We start from the raw sequence: 18,875 nt of genomic DNA on the forward strand, positions 1-18,875 counted from the left end.
AGTATTGGCCAAGGTTGCAGTGGTGGGGGCCGGCCTGATGGGCGTCGGGATCGCGCATGCGTTCGCGTCGTCGGGCCATGATGTCCGTCTGATCGACGTCTCGTCCGAACAGCTGGCCAAGGCGGAAAAGACGATCGCGGGAATTCTCGCCGACGGGGTCCGGCTGGGCAAGGTCGAGGAAACGGCGGCGAGCGCCGCCCTGGCCCGGCTGACGACTTTCGGGGGCGTCACGGACGGCGCGGCGGGCGCGGACCTGCTGGTCGAAACCGTCTCCGAGAATCTGGCGATCAAGATCGATGTGGTGCGCAAGGCCGAGGCCGTGATGGCGCCGACCGGCCTGCTGGCGACCAACACCTCGGCGCTGAGCGTGACCGAGATCGCCGCCGCCTGTCAGGACCCGACCCGGGTCATCGGCATGCATTTCTTCAACCCGGTCCAGAAGATGAAGCTGGTCGAGCTGGTGCGGGGCCTCGCCACCACCGACGAGGCCGTGGCCCTGTGCCGCGACTATGTGGCCCAGCTCGGCAAGACGGCGATCGTCGTCAACGAGACGCCGGGCCTGACGACCAGCCGGATGTCCGCCATGGCCGGCAATGAGGCGATGTGGATGCTGCAGGAAGGCGCCGCGACGGCCGAGGATATCGATACGGCCCTCAGGCTCGGCTTCAACCATCCGATGGGGCCGCTGGAGCTCGGCGACCTGACCGGCTGGGACACGCGTCTGTCGGTGCTGCACTATCTGCACGCGACCCTGGGCGACAAGTTCAGGCCGTGCCCGCTGATCATCAAGATGGTCAAGGCGGGGCGCTATGGCCGCAAGGTCGGCTGGGGCGTCTACAAGTACGAGAACGGCGTCAAGGTGCCGGGCTCGGGCCTGCGCGGGAGCAACCTGTGAACCCGGTCTATGTGGTCGCGGCGGTTCGCACGCCCATCGGCAAATTCCGCGGCGCCCTGGCCGGAGTGCGCGCCGACCATCTGGGCGCCCACGCCCTGAATGAACTGATCGCCCGGGCGGGCGTCGAGGCGATGCAGATCGACGACGTCATCTTCGGCAATGTGACCCAGATCGGGGAGCAGTCGGCCAATATCGCGCGCACATCACTGCTGGGCGCCGGCTGGCCCGAGACGATCCCGGCCATGACCGTCGATCGCAAATGCGGGTCTTCGGAAGCCGCCATCCATATCGGCGCGGCCCAGATCGCGGCGGGGCTCAGCGACCTTGTGGTCGCGGGCGGGGCCGAGGCCATGTCGCGCGTGCCGATGGGCTCGAACCGCGCCATCCACGGCGAGGCCTTCGGCTGGATGGTTTCGGATCGGTATGAACTGACCTCCCAGGGCGAGGCGGCCGAGCGGATCGCCGACAAATACGGCTTCGACAGGGATGCCCTGGACGACTATGCGGCCGAGAGCCATCGTCGTGCGGCCGTCGCCACCGACGCCGGCTATTTCCGCGCCGAGACGGTGTCCATTCCCGTCGGCGATCTGGCCGAGAAGGACTGGGAGGGGCCGCGCGAGACCCTGGACGCCGACCAGACCATCCGGCGCGACACCAGCCGCGAGAAGCTCTCGACGCTGAAGACCAGCTTCCGCGAGAACGGCCGCGTCACCGCGGGCAACGCCTCCCAGATTTCCGATGGGGCGGCGGTCGTGCTGCTGGCGTCCGAAAGGGCGGTGAAGGCGTATGGCCTGACGCCGCTGGCGCTGGTCAAGTCCGTCGCCGTCGTGGGCGCCGATCCGGTGATGATGCTGGAAGGGCCCATCGCCGCCAGCCAGAAAGCAGCGGCTCTGGCCGGGCTGTCCTTCGACGAGATCGCCCTGTTCGAGGTCAATGAGGCCTTCGCCAGCGTGCCGCTGATGTGGCTTCAGCAGACCGGCGTCGGCGCCGACCGGCTGAACGTCAATGGCGGCGCCATCGCCCTGGGCCATCCACTGGGCGCGACCGGCGCGCGGCTGGCGACCAGTCTGATCCATGAACTGGGCCGGACGGGCCAGAAGTACGGCCTGCAGGCGATCTGTTGCGCCGGCGGCCTGGCCACGGCGACCGTCTATGAGAACCTGATGCCGAAACCCGCCTGAAGGGGCGTCGATGCCTGAACTGACCTTCCACTACACCCCGACCACCTGTTCGCTGGCGTCGCACGTCGCGCTGGAGGAGTCCGGTCTGCCGTTCGAGGCCAGTCGCATCCGGTTGCACGACCCGGCCTCGGTCGCCGTCTGGCGTGAGACCAATCCTTCGGGAAGCGTTCCGGCCCTGATTTCCGACGGCCGGCTGCTGACCGAGAACGTGGCCATCCTGAACTATGTCGCGCGGTTGGCCCCCGAGGCCGGGCTTCTGCCCGACGACCTGTTCGATCAGGCCAAGGCCCTGTCGCTGACCGCCTGGTTCGCCAGCACGGTTCACATCACCGGCCGGATGGCGCGCGCGCCGCTCCGCTTCACCGCCGACGAGACGGCCTGGGAGCCGCTGAAGACCGAAGGACGGATCCGGTTCGAGGCCAATCTGCGCAAGGTCGACGCCCTGTTGGCCGGTCGCGACTGGCTGGTCGGGGAGCGTCTGTCGGTGGCGGACGCCTATGCGCTGGTCTTCTACGCCTGGGGCGTAGCCGGCGACTATCCGATGGCGGAGATGACCCACTATTCGGCATTGGCGCGACGCATGGCCGAACGACCCGGCGTTCAGCGCGCCATGGCGCGTGAGAAGACGCCGCCCTTTCCTTCCTGAGCAACCGAGAGGCCAGCCATGTCCAGGGTCGTGATCGTCACCGGCGCCTCGGGCGCGCTCGGCCGCGCAGTGGTCGCCCGACTGAAGGCCGATGGCGCAATCGTCGCGGCCGTGGATGCGGCGCCCTCCGTCGAGATCGAGGCTGACCTGACCTTGCCCGGCGTGGATCTGGCGGACGTGGCGTCGGTCGGCGCGGCGTTCGACACAGTCGTCGCGACGCTCGGCGCGGTTCATGGACTGGCCAATGTCGCGGGCGGGTTCGTCTGGGAGCCGATGATGGGCGGCGAGGCGGACAGCTGGGACCGGATGTTCCGGACCAACCTGCTGACGGCGGCCCTGGCCAGCCGGTCGGCGCTGCCGCACCTGCTGAAACAGGGCGGGGCGATCGTCAATGTCGGGGCGGCGGGCGCGATCGATCCGGCGACGGGTATGGCGCCCTATGCGGCGTCCAAGGCCGGCGTCATGGCCCTGACCCGCAGTCTGGCCGACGAGGTTCGCGGTAAGGGCGTTCGTGTCAATGCGGTCCTGCCGACCATCCTCGATACCCCGACCAACCGCAGGGACATGCCCGACGCGGATCCGGCGGGATGGGTGCGTCCGGCCGATGCGGCCGAGGTGATCGCCTTTTTGCTGTCGGACGCTTCCGTCGCCGTGAACGGCGCAGGGATCGCGCTCGCCGCGTCCTGACAGGGCCGCTCAGGGCGTCCGGTCGGCTTCCGTATTCAATCCCAACGGCGTTGATGCGTCCGGCTGACCTGCGTCGATGGCGAGGGTCTTCGCCCGTTTCGACTGGATCTCGCGGATGGTGATGTAGAGGGTCGAGACCACGATCACACCGGCGCCGAGCCAGGTGAAGACATCCGGCCATTCCCCGAAGACCAGCAGGCCGGCGATCACCGACAGCACCAGCCGCGCATAGTCGATGGGCGCCAGAACAGCGGCTTCGCCGACCGCCATTCCCTTGATGAACAGCACCTGGTTGGCCGCGCTGAGCAGGCCGATCAGGAACAGGGGGATCAGATCGCCCACGCTGGGCCAGCGCCAGTCGGCGATGGCGAAGGGCAGGCAGAGAAGCTCGCCGATGATGCTGGACCAGACCAGGATCGAGCTGGCCGAGAGGTCCCGGGTCAGGGATTTCACGCCCGTGATCGTGCCCGCGAGGCACAGGGCGGAGACCAGGGCGGCGAGGTGGGGCCAGCCGACGGCGACCCCGGCGCCCCACGGCCTCATGATGATGACCACGCCGACGAAACCCATCAGAACCGCGGCGATCCGGCTGGGGCCGATGGTCTCGCGCAGGAACAGGGCGGCCAGCAGAACGACCCAGAGCGGGCGGGTGAACGACAGGGCGTTCGCCTCGGCCATCGGCATGGCCTCATAGGTGTAGAGCAGCAGGATCATGCCGACCGTCGCCAGCAGGGATCGCAGGAACAGGGCGGGCATCGTCCGGTGCGGCACGAACAGCACCTGTCGGGGGTTCCGCAGCATGAAGGGGATGGCGACGATCAACGACCCGGTCTGGCGGTAGAAATTCTGGACGTGGGACGGGTAATCACCGCTGAGGTGCTTCACCAGGGTCGTCATGGTGACGAAGGTCACGCCGGACAGCAGAACCCAGATCGCGCCCTGGGTATTGGGGCTCAGGCGCGCGAACCAGGCTTTCACGCCGCCGCTTCCCCGGAGTCTGTCTCCTCGTAGCCCTTGAGCACATAGGTCATCCGACCGCCGGCCAGCATCAGGCCGCTGAACAGATGCAGTTCGACGATCTGTTCCTCGCTGAAATGCTCGCGGAGATGGGCATAGACCTCGTCGCCCAGCGAGAAATAGTCGCCTGCGAAAAGCTCGGCGAACCGCAGGGCGGCCTGCTCGGGCGGGCTGAAGCGCGGGTCGGACCAGTCGCTGCAGGCGACGATGTCGGCTTCGGAGACGTCGTCGGACTTGCGGGCGATCTGGCAGACCGGACAGGTGGTGATCGAGGCGATCTTGAGCCGGACCAGTTCGCGCAGCCGCTCGGGAAGGACGCCGCGTTCGTGGATCTCGGCCATCGTGCCGAGCCAGGCGTTGGCCGCGGCCGGGCGGCGCGCCCAGATCTGGACCGGCAGGGTGTTGGACAGCATGCGGCTGGCCGTGCCGCGATCGATCGAGGCGCGCAGCGGGTCCGACAGGCTTTCGAGGGGCAGGGGGGCGACGCGGGCCATTCTGGCTATCCCCTGTCTTCGCAGAATTCGAAGATGGCCCCGCCGAGCTCGGCCGGATCGACGCGCAGCAGGGCGCCGCCGACGGCCTCGGAGTGTTCGATGCGCTCGAACCTGACGCCCAGGGCCCTTAGCCGCTCGGCCTTGGCGTCCAGGCCGTTGACCGAGATGCGGATATAGTGCGGGCCGGGTCCCCAGTTGTGCAGATAGCGGCCCGAGGGACTGTCCCACTGCGTCGGCTGGATGACGTCCAGCGTCGCGCTGGTCCCGAGGTTGAAGCCGATGCGGGCGATCTTGTAGCCCTCGCCATCCAGCTGTTCGACGGGGGAGGCGGGCTGGAGATCGAGGTTCTGGTCGAGACGGCGCAGCACGTCGTCCAGATCGCGGACGAGGAAGCCGCGTCCGACGACCCGGACCATGTCGCCGGGCTTCGGATCGCGGGGGCGGGGCGGTGGGGTGGTGAAGGCCTCGGCCGGCATCTGGATCGCCGCCAGCGGAATGACCTCGATGCACAGGCCCCCGTCGACCGAGGGCTCATAGACCGGGTTTTCGGGCGTGCAGCCGACCCACAGACGGTCGAACGGCATCTCGGGCGTCAGCTGGGCAAGGCGGAAGGGCTGGTTCTTGCTGAGCAGATGCTCGACCACGCCGCCGATATTGTCGGAGACGAGGACCGTGGCGTGGGTCTTGATAGGGCGGAACGGCCCCTGGAAGTCCTCGAGGCTCTTGAGGAAGCCGGGGAACATCGGATCGCCGTGGTTCGGGAAGTCGAGGTGGCCCTGGGGCTCGACCCGGGTCGGCGAGACGGCCAGCGACTTATGCACGCGCAGGAAATGGGCGACATAGGGGTGGCCGGGGAAGGCCTGACGCCAGTTGGCGTGGCCATGAATCTCCAGCTTGGAGACGATCTGTTCGGCCGTATGGTCGGCGTCGTGGACCATCAGGTCGCCGCTCAGCAGCAGGTCGTAAAGGCTCATCTCGTTCTCCTTCTCGTCGGCGGCGGGGAAGCGCGCGCCGCGCGTCATGTCAGTCCCTGACCAGCAACAGGCTGCCGGCAAGCGGGCCGCCGCCGGCGGCGCAGACGGCGACCTGCGGGTCGCGGATCTGGCGTTCGCGGCCTCGCTTCCAGAGCTGGGTGCAGGCCTCGTGCACGTAGCCCATGCCGTGGGTGCGTCCGCCGGAAAGCTGGCCGCCGTTGGTGTTCAGGGGGAGTTCGCCGTCCAGGGCGATCCGCCGCCCTCCCTCGACGAAGGCGCCGCTCTGACCCTTCGGGCAAAGGCCGAGCCCCTCCAGCCACATCATCGTCAGGATGCTGAAGCCGTCGTAGAGCTGGGCCGTATCGACATCGGCGGGTTTCAGATCGGTGCGCGCCCACATGGCGGCCGCTGCGTCGGGCATGGCGTTGGCGGTCAGATCGACCTGGTCCCACAGATAGGGCTGGTTCATCGCCGCCCCGATCGCCTCGATCCGGATCGGTGGATTGCGCAGGTCCTTGGCGATGTCCCGGCGCGACAGGACGATGGCGGTCGAGGCGTCGCAATGCACGTCGCAGTCGAACATGCGCAACGGCGTCGAGATCATCTTCGACGCGAAATAGTCATCCATCGTCATGGGCTTGCGCATGACGGCCTTCGGATTGAGCTGGGCGTTGCGGCGGGTGGTCAGGGCGATCTGGGCCAGCTGTTCCGGCGTAGTGCCGTACTTCGCCATGTGGGCGGCAGCGTACATGGCGGTGATATTCACGACCGACAGCACGTTGAACGGTGTGCACCACTGCCACATGAAATTGCCGTCGCGCGGGCCGGACTTGGCGGCGAGGCTCTGGTCCTTCGAGCCGCTGGTGCGGTTGCTCGATTCAGTGATGGTGCGGAAGACCAGCACATTGTTCGCCAGACCCGAGGCGATCGCCATCGCGCCTTGCATCACGCCCGCCAACGGGCCTGCCGCCTCATAGCCGCCGCTGAACCAGTTGCAGTTCAGGCCCAGCATCGAGAGCACGGACAGCGGTCCGACCGGAGAAAAGCTTGAGCCGTTGGAGTTGTCGCCGGGCCAGGAACAGACGCCATCGATGTCCTTCGGGCTCAGCCCTGCGTCGGCGATCGCCTCAAGCGCCGCGTCTACGGTCAGTTGCATGGCCGAGCGGGTGGACGGCCGGCCGACCTCGGACTGGCCGATGCCGGTGATGGCGACATTCTTTTCGAGGAAGCGGGAGGCCGTCATGCGGCTGCCTTCTCGAACAGCGGGATCCAGACGTCCTCGACGTTTTCGAACACGACGCTCACCGGCATGCCGATCGCGACCGCTTCGGGCGCGCAGTTCACGATGTTGGACAGGAAGCGCAGGCCGTCCTGCTCCTCCAGCTCGATGATGGCGACGACGTAGGGTTCGGTGAGCTCCGGCGTCCAGGCCTGGTGGTTGATGGTGAAGGTCAGGACCGTGCCGCGTCCGGAGACCGGCGTCGGGCTGACGTTGATGCTGTTGCAGTCGCGACAGATCGGAGCCGGGGGGTGGAAGTAGCGCGCGCAGTCGCCGCAACGACAGATGCGCAGCTCGCCGACCTCGCCGCCGGTCCAGAACGGCCGCGTTTCCGCGTTGAGCAGAGGAAGTTTTCTCACCGTTCGGCCCCTGGACTGTGAAGACGAGGGTGCATCTAGCGCCCCCTGAAAACGGGGGGGCGTTTTTCCTTGAAGGCGGCGGCGGCTTCCTTGCGGTCCTCGGTCGACATCAGGAGGACGAACAGGTCCTTCTCCAGCCTGAGGCCGGCTTCGAGCGTCAGCTCCAGACCATTGCGCGCGGCTTCCTTGGCATAGGCCGTGGCGGTGGCCGGCTTGGCGGCGATCCGCTCGGCGAGCGCCTGCACCTCCTCGATCAGGCTCTCGTTCGAGGTCGAGAGGCGGGACACCAAGCCGATCCGGTGCGCTTCCGCCGCGTCGATCCGGTCGCCGGTCAGCAGCAGGTCCAGGGCCCGACCCAGCCCGACGATGCGGGGCAGACGCTGGGTGCCGCCGCCGCCCGGGATCAGGCCGAGCCCGGTCTCCGGCAGGCCGAACACCGCGTTCGGCGTAGCGATGCGGATGTCGCAGGCCATCGAAATTTCGAGACCGCCGCCGAGGCAATAGCCGTGGATGGCGGCGATGACGGGCTTGCGGACCTTGTCGAGCGTCTCGATCCAGCCCGGCGTCATGCCGTCCCGCAGCGCGGGCAGGGAGCTCGCATCCGCCTGGGACTTGATGTCGGCGCCGGCGCAGAAGCCGCGCTCGCCCATGCCCCGGATCACGATCGCGCCGATGTCCGGGTCCTTGTCGAGCAGGTCAAGCGCCTGCTGGGTCTCGCGCCGCAGGGCCAGGTTGATCGCATTGATCTGGCCCGGGCGGTTGAGGATGATCCAGCCGACGCGGTTGACGCGTTCGATCTGGACGGTGTGTTCGATGGCTCCGTCGGCCATGGCGGTCATGCTCCGGCGCGGTCGGCGGCCGGCGTCCGGCCTCCGAAGGTGTCGTTGGAAAGGGGCGGGAAGGCGATCATGCGACAGTCCCGCCCGCGAAACGTTCCGAACGCCGCGCGGCGAACCAGGCGGCCAGGAAGTGAAGGCCGGACCACAGGCTGAAGATCATCACCGCCGCGATGCCGACCTTCAGCGAGTTGGGCCCGCCGACACGGTCGCTGACGACACCCACCACGAGGGGGCCGACGCCATAACCGATCAGGTTGGTCACGGCCTGGACCGCCGAAATCACGACGCCGCGCATACGGGGTTCAACGCCGGTGACAAGGATGGCGTAGGCCGGGGCAGTGAAGGCGCGTGAGACGATTTCGAAGACGATGAAGCCCAGCGCCACGATCAGCAGCGACGATCCAAGCGCGAAGACGAGACCGGAGATGCAGGCCAGAATACAGGCGGTCATCGGTACGGCGGGTAAGGTGTGGACGCCCCAGCGGCGGACAACCGCATCACCGACCGGACCGCCCAGCAGGGAGCCGAGCGCGCCGAACAGACCAACGCCGAGGCCCGCCATGAGACCCGCCTGGGGAAGGGTAAAGCCCTGTGTGCGGACCAGGAAGGAAGCGGCCCAGACGGGGACGCCCGACATGGCCAGGGAGGCGAGGCCCACGCCTGCGAAGGCATGGAAGACCGTCGGGTTGGCGCAGACGAACTTCAGTGTCTGCAGGAACGAGGGAGCGGGCGATCCTTCGCTCTGGCCGATATCCCGTTCGCGGGCAGGTTCACGGACTGTCAGGAAGATCAGGACGGCGAGGATCAGGCCCGGGGCCCCGGCGACGAAGAACGCGGCCCGCCAGCCGTAGTTGGCCGCGATCACGCCGCCGAGCACCAGGCTGGTGGCGGTGCCGAAGGCCGTGCTGGTCCAGAAGATGCCCATGGCCGTCGAGCGGCGATCCTTGGGAAACAGGTCGGCGATCATCGACATGGCCGTCGGCGCCGCCGCCGACTCCGAGGCCCCGACGGCGAGCCGCGCCATGACCAGGGCCGGATAGTTCTGGGCGAAGCCGCAGATGGTCGTGCACAGGCTCCAGATCGCGACGACCGCCGCAAGCAGTTTCGTCCGGTTCACCCGGTCGATCAGCCAACCCATCGGCAGGCCAGCCAGCGCATAGGTCAGGCCGAAGGCGAGACCCGTCAGCAAGCCCAGCTGGCTGTCGGACAGTTTGAACTCGGCCTTCACCGGTTCGATCAGGATCGACATCGCGGTCCGGTCGATCGAGTTCGAGACATAGACCAGCGTCAGAATGACCAGCGTATACCACGCGCCTTTGGCGAGCGGTGAAGGCGATGCGTTCGCCATGATCAGAGGCCTGCCTTGCCGTCGGGCTGCAGCGTCGCCGTGATGCGATGGATGACAGGCACAGAAATCCCTCCCGGCGCACTTGATGGTGCGGCTCTTTCAGTGAGGCTAGAAGACGAGAGGTTGTTCGGCAAGCGAAACGACGTTCTGGTATCAGAATATTTTTCCGGAAGCCACGCGGTTCTTCCGAGGGGATCAGGCGGGACGGGGGTTTGGCGATGTTCGCAGCCGAAAATGCAGCTTCTGAAAACAGAACATAAACCTGATATCAGAATTGATGCTGGACCCGGTCCGCCTTGGCCCCTAGTCTGGCGAGTGACCCTGTCGACGCCTGTCGCCGGGGTCGGGATTCGGCCTGGACATCCGGTGAACGGGGTGCGGAGGACCGGGTCGCGGGACAGGAATGCGCGGCGCCTCGGCCGGCCTGCAGCCCCGGAGGTGGTCGCGACCACGCCGGGCCTCGTCAGGGCGAGCCGCCTGGAAGAGTGGACGGATGACTGCAATGACCCAGATTGAAGCCGGATGGCAGGTCGGACCGCGGGACACGCCGGTGGCGGCGCTGGGCCGGGCGGTGACGGCCCATCCCGACAAGATCTTCCTCGACTTCAGCGGTGAGAAACATACCTACCGGGCCTTCGATCAGGCCAGCAACAGGTTCGCCCATGTGCTGCGCGATCTGGGGCTGTCCGCCGGCCAGCCCATCATCTCGATGCTGGACAACAACGTCGACGCCGTCACCACCTGGATCGCCGCCAACAAGATTTCCGCGATCAGCGTTCCGCTCAACACGGCCCTTATCGGCCAATTCCTGCGTCACCAGATCGAGGACACGGGCCCGGCCCTCATGGTCTGCGAGGCGCGCTATCTGTCCCGCGTTCTCGACATCGAAGACCAGCTGACGACGCTGAAAACGGTTCTGGTGCGCGGCGACTTCGAGCCCGTGACGGGATCGTCGCTGACGATCGCACCGCTGGATGACTACCGGGGAACCGACGACAGCGCTTTCGAGGACCTGCCCGATCCGGGCGCGTTGAACGCCCTGATCTACACGTCCGGCACGACCGGCCCATCCAAGGGCTGCATGATCACCGGCAACCAGATGTGCCACTTCGCGCGAATGCTGACGCGCTCGGCGCCGTTCGGTCCGGACGACATCTACTGGACGCCTCTGCCCCTGTTCCACATGAACGCCCTGGCGACCGGCGTCGTATCCGTGATGCTGGTCGGGGCGACGATCTCGTTCGCGCCGAAATTCTCGGTCTCCGGCTTCTGGCCCGCGATCGAGGCGTCCGGGGCCACCGTCGTCTCGATCCTCGGGTCGCTGGGCACCATGCTGGCTCGCGCCGACGAACACGAAGCCATGGCGCGCTGTTTCGGCCAGGTGCACACGGTCAAGGGCAATCCGTTCCCCGAGGAGATCAAACAAATCTGGCGCGACCGTTTCGGCGCGAAGAAGGTCGGCTCCAACGTCTACGGTCTGACCGAAGGGCTTCTGACATCCATGCCCGCCGACGGATCCTATGCCGAAGGCTCGTCGGGCAAGGCGGCGCCGGAACTCGACGTCCGCATCTTCGACGACAACGACAACGAGGTCCCCGTCGGAACCGCGGGGGAGGTGGTCTGTCGGCCGCTGCTGCCGGACATCATCTTCAAGGGATACTGGCGTCGGCCGGAAGACACGCTGAAGGTCTGGGGGAACCTGTGGTTCCACACCGGTGACATCGGCAAGTTCGACGAGAACGGCTTCTTCTACTTCGTCGATCGCAAGAAGGATTATCTGCGCCGACGGGGTGAGAATATTTCCAGTTTCGAGATGGAAACCTCGATCCTGACCCACCCCGCCATCGAGCAGGTGGCCGTCCATGCCGTGCCGTCGAACCTGCAGGAAGACGATCTCAAGGTGACGGCGAAACTGAAGCCCGACGCCGTCCTGACCGAGGAAGAGCTGTGCCGGTGGTTGGTGGAGCGGGTGCCGTATTACGCGGTGCCACGCTACATCGAGTTCCGGTCCGAGCTGCCGGTGAATCCGCAGGGCAGGGTGCTCAAATTCCAGCTCAGGGACGAAGGCGCCACGACGACGACCTGGGATATCGAGACCTCGGACGTCAAACCGAAACGGTAGGGCTTCCGCGGGGCCTTCCTCTTTCCAGGCCGTCGCCTCCGGTCGGCCGAAGCTGTCCCTCGTGCTGTTCCAGGCGCGATCGAGAGCCTGTGTCTGACGCGGAAAGCTGTGAGACAGATTTCGTGAATCTGTTCAAAAGATAGATTGGATACAGAACGACATTCCGATATCAGATCAATTTGATTGACACGAAGGCGCGCATTGGTGTCCCGTGCCCTCAATGAAAAGCGGCCAGGGACCCGACGAGGCTCCGTACAGGCCGATCTGGCCGACCCATTTCGGGCGGCGGGGAAGAGGGAACGGACATGAAGACATCGACCTGGAAGATCGGGCTCTGCGCGAGCGTTTCGGCCCTGGGCCTGCCTTTCGCGGCGTTCGCCCAGACCGCCCCCGCCGAGCCGGAGACCGCCATCGGCATCGAGGACGTCATCGTCACCGCCCAGCGGCGCGAGCAGCGCCTGCAGGATGTTCCGGTCGCCGTCACCGCTTTCGGAACCGCAGAGCTCGAGCGGCGCCAGATCACCGATGTGCGCGCCCTGACCGAGAACGCCCCGTCCGTGACCTTCACCGCCACGCCCTACGGCAACAACGATCTCATCCTTGCCATCCGCGGCGTCGCCCCCGGCGGGGTCCTGCCCAACGTCGACCAGGCGGTCGGGACCTACGTCGACGGCATCTATTACGCGCGGCCCGAGGGCAGCAATTTCGCGCTCGTTGACGTCGCCGCGGCAGAGGTGCTGCGGGGGCCGCAAGGGACGCTGTTCGGCCGCAACACCATCGGCGGCGCGCTCAATATCTCGACCAACAAGCCGAGCTATGACCTCGGCGGCTCGGTGAAGATCGGCTACGGCAACTATGACGCCCTGTCGGGCACGGCCATCGTCAACCTGCCGATCGCCGAGGACAAGCTGGCGGCCCGGCTGGTCTACAGCCATGTCGAGCACTCCGGCTACGGACGCAACACCGTGGTTGGCGGCGATGTCGCGGATCAGAACGACGATTTCCTCCGCGCCAGCCTGCGGGCCGACATCACGCCCGATCTGCGGATCGATCTGAGCGCCGACCGGTACGAAGGCTCGAACCATCAGCCGCTGTGGGTGCTGAACTCCTATCAGGCCGGTCTCTCGCCCGCCCAGTACGCGCCCTATGCGGCCGCCTCGGGTTCGCGCATCAGCCAGGCCGGCTACAATCCGGTCAACGACACCACGGTCTATGACTTCACCGGCACGGTCACGGCCCAGCTCGGGTGGGCGACGCTGAAGTCGATCACCGGCTATCGCAACGTCAATTTCGAGGGCGCCTCCGATCTGGACGGCACGCCGTTCCCGACCGCCGATGTGCGTACCTTCAAACTGGCCGGATATCAGGTCTCGCAAGAGTTCCAGCTGAACGGCCAGGCGTTCGGCGACCGGCTCGACTGGACCACGGGCGCCTATTATTTCCGCGAGAACATCCGCAACTCCCCGATCACGCGCGTGCCCGCCGCGATCCAGGACAATACCATCCGCCCCGAAAACACCTCGGTCAGCGCCTTTGCGCAGATCAGCTATGAGGTCATTCCGAACCTGCGATTGACGGCGGGTCTGCGGGTCGTGTCCGACAAGCGCGACATGGTCTACACCCCCGCCCGCACGGCTGTGGCCTCCTCCAGTTCGACGGTGGCCGAGCCGCCGGCGTCCGCCCTGACGCCGGCCGCCTGTCCGTTCACCGCCATCGGCCTCAACCAGGACCCGGCGGGATGCTACTACCACCCGCCGAGCATCACCTTCGACACCGTGCCGTTCACCGTCGGCATCGATTATCGCCTGCCCGGCGACGGCCTGCTGTTCGCGAAATTCTCCAAGGGCTTCCGCGCCGGCGGTTTCCAGCAGGCGAGCGGGACCACGGCCGCCTTCTACACGCCGTTCGGCGAGGAAAGCGTCGGCAGCTACGAGGCGGGGACAAAACTGGCCTTCTTCGACAAGCGCCTGCGCGTCGCGGTCAGCGGCTACTTCTCGAAATTCGAGGACATCCAGCAGAACGCGATCCTGTCGGCCAGCCCCGTGATCATCGCGGTGCTGAACTCGGGCTCGGCGGAAATCTATGGCGGCGAGTTTGAGGCGACGGCCCTGCTGGGCGACCTGCGCCTCAACGCGTCGCTCGGCCTGATCCACCCGGAGTTCACCGAAGGGCCCTACAAGGGGTCGGAGGTGCCGACCGTCGCCAAGACGACCTATGCCGTCAGCGCCGACTATCCGCTGGACCTCGGCTTCGGTCGCGTCGATCTGCACCTCGATTACAACTACCGTTCCGAGGTCTTCTTCCTGAACACGGTCACCATCACGGGTGCAGGGCCCGTGCCATTGACCGATTTCCAGCGGAAATCGATCAGCCAGGGAGGCTACGGTCTGCTGAACGCGAAGGTGGCCTACACCTTTGACGACCGTCCGATCACCATAACCGCCTATGGCAAGAACCTGACCGACGAGTATTTCGCCGCGCGATCCGGGTCCTTCGCCGCAGCCAACTTCAACTCGATCGTCGTCGGCGAGCCCCGCACCTATGGGGTGAACGTCTCCTACGCCTTCTGATTTTCCAACCTGACTTCCTGTGAGCCTTGGCGGCGCGGTCCCGAACGGGTCGCGCCGCTCTCTTTTTGGCCTGACTCCTGATCCGAAAGGCGCGTTCCATGTCCCTGGTGTCTCTCGACGGACGGCGCATCCTCATCACCGGCGGCGCGAGCGGCATGGGGGAGGCGCTGGTCAGGGCGTTTCCGGCCCTGGGCGCGAGGGTCGTGTCTCTCGACCTGACCGCCGGCGCGGGCGGGGCGATCGTGGAGGCGTCAGGCGCGGCCGGCTTCTTCCCTGTCGATGTGTCGAATGAGGCTTCCGTCGCGGAGGCGATCGGGCAGGCGGCCGCCATGCTGGGCGGGCTGGATGTCCTGATCCACGCCGCGGGCATCGCGCCAGGCTCCCCCGGAGCCGACACCGCGCTGGATCTGTGGGAGCGGACCATGGCGGTCAACGCCACGGGGACCTTCCTCATGAACCGGGCTGTGTTTCCCCACCTGAAGGAGGAGGGCGGGGCGATCCTGAATTTCGCATCGGCGGCCGGCGTGCGCGGACATCCGGGCAAGGCCGCCTATGCCGCCGCCAAGGGCGCCGTCGTCGCCTGGACGCGGACGATCGCCCAGGAATGGGGTCGTTACGGCATCAGCTGCAACGCCATCGCGCCGGCCATCTGGACGCCGATGTACGAGGCCTCGCGGAGCGAATTGACGCCGGATGAACTCGTCGCCCACGACGCCGTCAAGGCGCGGACCATTCCTCTGGGCGGCCGGCTCGGCGATGTCGAAACGGACTTCGTTCCCGTGATGGCCTTCCTGTCGTCGGCGGGCGCAAGGTTCGTCAGCGGCCAGATCATCCCCATCGACGGTGGCATGCTCATGACACGATGACGGCCTTGCCCGACGTCAACGAACCATCATCAGGCCGCCGTCCACCGCCAGGGTCTGGCCGGTGATGAAGCGCGAGGCGTCGCCGGCCAGGAAGACGAGGACCGGCGCCATGTCGGCGTCAGGGTCGCCCAGCCGTCCGCCCAGCGGAATCATCGTGGCCATCATCCTGTCGTGCGCCTCGAGCTGCTCGGGGCTCATCCCGGCGCGCGTCGCGTCATACATCGGCGTCCACATGCCGGGTGCGATCGCGTTGACGGAGATCCCATGCGGGCCCCACTCCTGGGCGACGGTGCGCGTCCAGGCCAGCACGGCGCCCTTCGACGCCGCATAGTGGGCGCAACCCCTCAGGCCCACGGCGCCGGCGGCGGATGCGAAGTTGACGATCTTCCCGCCCTTGCCTTTCAGGTGCGGGAAGGCGGCCTGGTTGGTGATCATCGTCCCCTTCGCGTTGACCCCGAGAACCAGATCCCACTCCTCATCGGTGATCCCGTCCGCCGGAGTGTATCTCTGGATGCCGGCGACGTGGATCAGGACATCCAGGCCGCCCATCTCCGCCACCGCCTGATCGAAGGCCGCGACGGTGGAAGCGCGCGAGGACACATCGCAGACGCCATAGGTCAACGTCCCCGAGATCGTCGTCGTCACCGACTCGGCAGGGCTTCCGGCAAGATCCAATCCGGTCACTGTTGCGCCCGCCGCCGTCAGGGCGCGCGCCGCGCTCGCCCCGATGCCGCGCGCTGCGCCCGTGACGATAATTTTCTTGCCGGCCAGAACGGTGGTCTCGATCGTCATGCCAATCTCCAGGGCGTCAGCGCCCGCTCGCGTGTGTAGTCAGGCGCTTATTGAACCCGGCCCGCCGCAGGAGGGGTCGAGAGGTCAGGCGTTTCGTCCCGGAAGGCCCGCCCTGCCGGTGGCGACTTAAGGCGCCTGCATTCTTATCCTAGATTTTTATTCTTGCGACAGATTTTGAATTCTGTTTAGTTTTACCTCAACGCGGCGCCTCCTGGCAGCCGTGAAACGCGGGGCGACAGACCCCATCGGGGAGGTTACGAATGCAGTTCACTACCAGCCGAAATGTGTCCAGAATCCTGCGGGGCAGCGCCCTTGGTCTTCTTGCCTGCACGGCCCTGACGGCGCCGGCCTTCGCCCAGACCGCGGCGGAGCGGGCCCAGGCGCAGCCGCAGACCGACAAGCTCGACGACATCGTCGTCACCGCGCGTCGTACCGAGGAAAACCTTCAAAGCACGCCTGTCGCCGTGACCGCGCTCGGCGCCGCGGGGCTCGAGCGGGCCCAGGTCTCCGACGTCACCGATCTGCAGCGCACCGCGCCCAGCCTGTCCATCGCGACCGGCGCGCCCTCCGCATCGGGCTTCGCCTTCGTCGCCATCCGCGGTCAGGGCAACACCCAGGCCCTGGTTTCCAACGATCCCGCCGTAGCGATCTATATCGACGGCGTCTATGTGCCCCGGCCTTCCCAGGGCCTGACCGACCTGTTCGATCTGCAGCGCGTCGAGGTTCTGCGCGGCCCCCAGGGCACGCTGTTCGGTCGCAACACCATCGGCGGCGCCGTGAACATCCTCTCGGCCGACCCGACCGCCGAATTCGGCGGCCAGATCCGGGTAGAGGCCGGCAGCTATGACCAGTCCGGCGTCGCCGGCGTGGTCAATATCCCGCTCAGCGACAGCCTTTCGGCGCGTCTGACCGCCAGCACCTCGGACCGCAGCGGCTACGGCCATGACATCCCGCTGGGCCGCGACATCGGAGCCCGATCGAGCGACTTCGTCCGGGGCAAGATCAAATACACCGGCGACAAGCTGCAGGTGACGCTTGCCGGCGACTGGAACAAGATCGATGACAACGGCCAGTTCACCGCCTTGAAGGGCTATGCGCCGCAAGTGTTCGGTCCGACCGGCTCGTTCGGGCCGTTTGGCCTGAGCACCACCCTGAACAACTCCCTGCACACGCGCGGCTTCTACGACAGCTACGCCACGGGCTTTTTCAACCCCAGCGCCAATCCGAATTTCGCCTCGCTTCCGGCCGAAGTGCAGGCGCTTTATTCGAAGCCGCTGGGCAACCGGCTGGAAGCCTATGGGGCCAGCCTGAACGCCTCGCTCGACCTCGGTCCGGTGACGCTGAAGTCGATCACGGGCTACCGCTTCAGTGATACCGATGGCGTGGTCGACACCGACGGGACGCCCGTCCCGATCCTCACGACCTGGGCGGGCTATTCCTCGACCCAGTATTCGCAGGAATTCCAGCTGAGCGGCGCCGTCGGCGACAAGTTCACCTACATCGCGGGCCTCTACTACTCCGACGAAAAAGGTCAGGAGTTCAGCCGGTCGCAGTCCTTCGCCTTCCTGCCCTACAACGCCGTGTCCCGGCCCTACGCCGGGTTCGCGGGCCAGAATCTCGCGGATGTGCACAACACCTCGGCGGGCGTGTTCGGCCAGGGCTACTACCAGCTGACCGACGCCATCCGCATCGCCGCCGGCCTGCGCTGGACCTGGGACGGTCGTGAGACGGAACTGCACAACTACAACACCTGGGGCGTTGCCAGCACCTGCAACGTCGCCACGCCCGACGCGGTCGGCGTCTGCACCCAGACCCAGGACACCAAGTTCGACTATCCGGCCTGGACCGTGGGTATCGACTGGCAGATCAATCCCGAGATGTTCGCCTACGTCCAGACTCGCGGGGCGTCCAAGTCCGGCGGCTGGAACACCCGCGCCGGCGGCCTGCCGGCCTTCCGCCCGGAGAACGTCCGCGACATCGAGGCGGGCTTCAAGGCGACCTGGCTGGACAACCGCCTGCGGACCAACATCGCCGTCTTCCACGCCTGGCAATCGGACGTGCAGCGCAATGCCGCCGCCCTGACCCCCGCGGGCGCCAGCACCCAGTTCCTGGTCAACGCCGGCGACGCCCGCGTCTACGGGGTCGAGATGGAAGGCGCCTACCGGCCGTGGTCCGGAATGGAGCTCACGGCCAACGTCGCGCTCAGCGACGGTGAGTACACCAATGGATCGTTCATCGAGCAGCAGTCCGTGCCCGGCGTCGGCTATACCGGATGTACGGTCGCCCCGAGCGGAACCTCATCCATCTGCCCGGTCGATCGCAACGGCGAGGATCTGCCGCAGCTGGTGAAACTCCAGTACAGCCTCGGCGCGACCCAAAGCCTGCCGACCTCGTTCGGCAACGTCAGCCTCCATGTCGACTACGCCTATCTGGGCAAGCAGCGCTTCAGCCCGGTGACGGCCGCATCACAACAGCCCGCCGCGACCCAGGCCATCTACGCCGAAGCGAACCGGCTGGACGACACTCCCGCCTACGGCCTGCTCAACGCCAAGTTCTCGATCGAGTTCGATGCGACGAACGTCGAGTTTTCGATCTACGGCAAGAACATCCTGGGTGAGGAATATCTGACCCGGAGCCTGGCGGACTTCTACTCCGCCGGCCTGGGCTTCGCGACCGACTTCATCGGAGAGCCGCAGACCTTCGGCGCCTCGCTGACCAAACGTTTCTAGCCGCGACATTCGCCGTCGCCACTGGCCGCCGACCGGATATCCGGTCGGCGGCTTTTTCTTGCGCGCGACGACCGGGA

Annotated in this window: 16 protein-coding genes; 8 read left to right on the forward strand and 8 right to left on the reverse strand. The window is 66.7% G+C overall.

Annotated elements, in window-relative coordinates; genetic code table 11:
* Positions 1-4 precede the first annotated feature (4 nt).
* From ACW172_RS14900 to ACW172_RS14915, 4 genes are read left to right on the forward strand one after another with little or no spacing between them, the layout of a single operon-like run.
* Positions 5-895: a 3-hydroxyacyl-CoA dehydrogenase gene (locus ACW172_RS14900; RefSeq protein ID WP_492032218.1), complete on the forward strand. Its 891-nt coding sequence runs from the start codon at positions 5-7 to the stop codon at positions 893-895.
* Positions 892-2,076: a thiolase family protein gene (locus ACW172_RS14905; RefSeq protein WP_492032219.1), complete on the forward strand. Its 1,185-nt coding sequence runs from the start codon at positions 892-894 to the stop codon at positions 2,074-2,076. The genes ACW172_RS14900 and ACW172_RS14905 overlap by 4 nt, the downstream gene beginning before the upstream one ends.
* A gap of 10 nt (positions 2,077-2,086) precedes the next feature.
* Positions 2,087-2,722, forward strand: a complete 636-nt coding sequence (locus tag ACW172_RS14910) for a glutathione S-transferase family protein (RefSeq protein ID WP_492032220.1) — start codon at positions 2,087-2,089, stop codon at positions 2,720-2,722.
* Positions 2,723-2,740: 18 nt separating this feature from the next.
* Positions 2,741-3,409, forward strand: a complete 669-nt coding sequence (locus tag ACW172_RS14915) for an SDR family NAD(P)-dependent oxidoreductase (protein WP_492032221.1) — start codon at positions 2,741-2,743, stop codon at positions 3,407-3,409.
* Positions 3,410-3,418: 9 nt separating this feature from the next.
* Here ACW172_RS14915 and ACW172_RS14920 read toward each other — a convergent pair whose 3' ends face one another.
* The 7 genes from ACW172_RS14920 to ACW172_RS14950 all read right to left on the reverse strand — a co-directional run bounded on the left by ACW172_RS14920 (position 3,419) and on the right by ACW172_RS14950 (position 9,719).
* Entirely contained in the window at positions 3,419-4,387 is a 969-nt protein-coding gene (locus tag ACW172_RS14920; protein WP_492032222.1) for a DMT family transporter, read from the reverse strand.
* Positions 4,384-4,920: a carboxymuconolactone decarboxylase family protein gene (locus ACW172_RS14925; protein ID WP_492032223.1), complete on the reverse strand. Its 537-nt coding sequence runs from the start codon at positions 4,918-4,920 to the stop codon at positions 4,384-4,386. Before ACW172_RS14925 ends, ACW172_RS14920 begins: the two co-directional genes overlap by 4 nt.
* Positions 4,921-4,925: 5 nt before the next feature.
* Complete coding sequence (locus ACW172_RS14930) at positions 4,926-5,942, reverse strand: VOC family protein (RefSeq protein ID WP_492032224.1); 1,017 nt, start codon at positions 5,940-5,942, stop codon at positions 4,926-4,928.
* A gap of 1 nt (position 5,943) precedes the next feature.
* A complete protein-coding gene (locus tag ACW172_RS14935; RefSeq protein WP_492032225.1) occupies positions 5,944-7,137 on the reverse strand; it encodes a thiolase family protein in 1,194 nt (397 codons plus the stop codon).
* Positions 7,134-7,532, reverse strand: coding sequence for a Zn-ribbon domain-containing OB-fold protein (locus ACW172_RS14940; protein ID WP_492032226.1), 399 nt, complete (start codon positions 7,530-7,532; stop codon positions 7,134-7,136). Before ACW172_RS14940 ends, ACW172_RS14935 begins: the two co-directional genes overlap by 4 nt.
* Positions 7,533-7,567: 35 nt before the next feature.
* On the reverse strand, positions 7,568-8,362 hold the full coding sequence (locus tag ACW172_RS14945; RefSeq protein ID WP_492032227.1) for an enoyl-CoA hydratase/isomerase family protein: 795 nt from the start codon (positions 8,360-8,362) through the stop codon (positions 7,568-7,570).
* 76 nt (positions 8,363-8,438) lie between these two features.
* A complete protein-coding gene (locus ACW172_RS14950) occupies positions 8,439-9,719 on the reverse strand; it encodes a spinster family MFS transporter (RefSeq protein ID WP_492032228.1) in 1,281 nt (426 codons plus the stop codon).
* Between the two features lie 502 nt (positions 9,720-10,221).
* Between ACW172_RS14950 and ACW172_RS14955 the strand changes: the two genes are divergently transcribed.
* From ACW172_RS14955 to ACW172_RS14965, 3 genes are all read left to right on the forward strand, one after another.
* On the forward strand, positions 10,222-11,841 hold the full coding sequence (locus ACW172_RS14955; protein ID WP_492032229.1) for an AMP-binding protein: 1,620 nt from the start codon (positions 10,222-10,224) through the stop codon (positions 11,839-11,841).
* A gap of 305 nt (positions 11,842-12,146) precedes the next feature.
* Positions 12,147-14,411: a TonB-dependent receptor gene (locus ACW172_RS14960; protein WP_492032230.1), complete on the forward strand. Its 2,265-nt coding sequence runs from the start codon at positions 12,147-12,149 to the stop codon at positions 14,409-14,411.
* 98 nt (positions 14,412-14,509) lie between these two features.
* Entirely contained in the window at positions 14,510-15,277 is a 768-nt protein-coding gene (locus ACW172_RS14965; RefSeq protein WP_492032231.1) for an SDR family NAD(P)-dependent oxidoreductase, read from the forward strand.
* A gap of 15 nt (positions 15,278-15,292) precedes the next feature.
* Here ACW172_RS14965 and ACW172_RS14970 read toward each other — a convergent pair whose 3' ends face one another.
* Entirely contained in the window at positions 15,293-16,069 is a 777-nt protein-coding gene (locus ACW172_RS14970; RefSeq protein ID WP_492032232.1) for an SDR family NAD(P)-dependent oxidoreductase, read from the reverse strand.
* A 260-nt stretch (positions 16,070-16,329) separates the two neighbouring features.
* On the opposite strand from ACW172_RS14970, the gene ACW172_RS14975 reads away from it, so the two are divergent.
* Entirely contained in the window at positions 16,330-18,798 is a 2,469-nt protein-coding gene (locus ACW172_RS14975; RefSeq protein ID WP_492032233.1) for a TonB-dependent receptor, read from the forward strand.
* The last annotated feature ends 77 nt before the right edge of the window (positions 18,799-18,875 follow it).

The organism is Brevundimonas sp. ALps5, assembly GCF_058681645.1.